Below are 2,581 nucleotides of genomic sequence, written 5' to 3'. Positions count from 1 at the left end.
GTTGTCTTCTTCATGAATGAATCGGAGGAAGTGCCGACTACCGTTTCTATCAAATGAGTAGACGAAATTGCTGCTTGCCCGCCAAAACTTCAACGATTCCGCATCATGCTCCCACAACTGCATCAATTGTTTGGCAGGAGAATCATTTACTAATCCTCGTACCATGTTCCTTAAAGACATCATTTCCTAGTTGCCTCCCATTACCTAATGAGAGGTGATCTTGTTTACCAATAACGACCTCTCACAGGCTCTTTTGTATGATTGTTCGTATTCAAACACCATCACTCCTTAGGTCGTAGTAGGGATATTGAAGGTTAAGTGCACTAAGGATCTTTTCCCCCATGAACTATTGTCAGATAGTTCCTCCATGTCATCAAGTTACAATTTATCTTTATTTGAATTGTCCCATTCCGTGAGGTCGGCACCTCTGAGAACGATATACACATTGGACGCACATGGAAGACTGTGACAGGTTGTCAGGAAACAGGCTGTCACAGTCCTCTTGGGATTCTGAACCCAAATACCATATGGATATATTAAAAGTTTACCCTCTTATCCGATTCATTTAGGTATACTATTTACATAATAAGGGGGAATACAAGTGTTGAACGTATGGGATGTTGCCGAAACGCTAGTCAATCATATCAAGTCGAATTGTCCGGATGACGTTGCGATCATCGCTTACTACGGGTCATATGCACAAGGAACAGCTACCAAACGATCCGATTTGGACTTCTTCTTCATTCCAGCTACGTCCAGTGGTTACCGTCACAGTATCCAGTTTGTGATCGATCATATAAGCTTCGATTTTTATCCAATCAGTTGGGAGCGTGCGCAAAGAATGGCTGCATTCGAAGAACCGAACACAACGATAATCGCGGATTGCAAATTATTGTATGTACGTTCAGACGAGGACCAGGTTCGTTTTTCGAAGTTACGTGACCAAATTATCGATATGCCCCAACAGGGATTGAAGTTGATGGAGAAATCCGAGTCGCAGTTACGCGATGCCTATGTGCATTTATACAAAATGAGTCGCATGATGCATTCGGAGAACATCCTATTCTTACGTAATGAAGCACGCGAGGTATTAACGCATGTACTGCAGAGTCTTGCGCTGTTAAATCGAACTTATTTCACAAAGGGATGGGGCAAAAATTCGGAACAGATTATGAATTTCGCGTTAAAACCAACCCGTCTTGAGCAGCTTATGGAAACCATTATGCGTTCTCGTTCGTGTGAAGATATTCGGGGAGCTTGTGAGCAACTCACACAGGATACTCTTGCGCTACTGGTGAAACAAAAGGAGACTTATTCAGGCAGCCCCTCATATCCCGACAGAATGAAAGGTTTTTATGAAGAGATGAAGGGCATTTTAGATAAGATCATAACGGCTTGTGAAACGAATGACTATATCTCTGCCTTCTATTGGGCCATAGGAGCACAAGATGAAATCTCTCGGTTTATTTACTTTACGGAGAAGGGGCATTGGCCAGTCGCTTTGAACCCAACCTTAGATTACCAGTCCATTTACAGAGGGTTGGGGTTCCCTGATTTAATCGCATTACTTGACTCTCGTAATTTAGCTCCGCTTTGTGAAGCCGTAGAACGTCTCGACTCTCTGTTGGAAAGTCACCTCAGCAACCAAGGGGTAACAATTAATCGATTTGAAACGCCGGAGCAATTTGCAGCCTTTCTTGGTTCAGACACCGTATGACATGACACAGAAAAAGGGAGGTGATACTGAATGAATAAGGAAATGAAACTATTGGCCATATCGGGGAGTCTTCGTCAACAGTCTTCCAATACAACATTAATGAAGGCTGTCATCGGACTGGCCCCGACAAATATGAAATTTACCATTTATGGCGGGTTGGGCGACCTTCCGCATTTCAACCCTGATCTCGATGCTGATGATGGACCTGTCACGGTCAGAGAACTAAGAACTCAGCTTCAGAAAGCAGATGGTGTGCTAATATGTACGCCGGAATATGGCAATGGTGTGCCGGGTGTGTTGAAAAATGCCTTGGATTGGCTCGTATCTACAACTGAATTAATGAACAAGCCTACAGCGGTAATCAGTGCCTCGCCAACACCAATGGGTGGTGATAAGGCCCATGCTTCACTTCTGCTCACGCTGAATATGATTAATGCGGCGATTGTAGAAAAAGGAACATTGATCATACCGCACATCACTTTGAAATTGAGTAAAGAAGGCAGTATTACAGATCCCAATCTACAGCAAGAGCTACTATCCTTGCTCCAGGCGCTTGAGCAGGCTTGTTACCGACTCCCTGAGTCCTTCCAAGCATAGCCAATAGCGGTGCCACGGTGCTTTGCGAAAAGATACGGGGCGACTCGGAGAAAGGGGCTGTGACAGGTTGCCAGAGTGCAGGCTGTCACAGTCCTATTTGTACTTTTCAGAGAAGGATTTCCACGAAATGAATCGAATGACATATATCAATAATTTCATTAAGGAAAAAGGTGGAAGTAGAGATGACTTTATCAGTTGATCTGACAGAGCTTCATTCGACTATTGAAAAATTGGTTGCTGAGGATATGTTCTCAGGTGCAGTACTAG

Annotated in this window: 2 protein-coding genes and 1 pseudogene; 2 read left to right on the top strand and 1 reads right to left on the bottom strand. The window is 43.8% G+C overall.

Going from position 1 to position 2,581, the window contains the following annotated elements; all coding sequences use genetic code 11:
• Nucleotides 1-183, bottom strand: a pseudogene (locus AC1DWB_RS33455) (phosphotransferase enzyme family protein); the annotation flags it as partial.
• A gap of 418 nt (nucleotides 184-601) precedes the next feature.
• On the opposite strand from AC1DWB_RS33455, the gene AC1DWB_RS33450 reads away from it, so the two are divergent.
• Both AC1DWB_RS33450 and AC1DWB_RS33445 read left to right on the top strand, forming a co-directional pair.
• On the top strand, nucleotides 602-1,717 hold the full coding sequence (locus AC1DWB_RS33450) for a nucleotidyltransferase domain-containing protein (protein WP_477545403.1): 1,116 nt from the start codon (nucleotides 602-604) through the stop codon (nucleotides 1,715-1,717).
• Between the two features lie 30 nt (nucleotides 1,718-1,747).
• Entirely contained in the window at nucleotides 1,748-2,314 is a 567-nt protein-coding gene (locus AC1DWB_RS33445) for an NADPH-dependent FMN reductase (protein ID WP_477545402.1), read from the top strand.
• The last annotated feature ends 267 nt before the right edge of the window (nucleotides 2,315-2,581 follow it).

The sequence above is a fragment of the Paenibacillus sp. P4_E11 genome, assembly GCF_056401635.1.
This window is presented reverse-complemented; position numbering and strand designations above follow the sequence as displayed.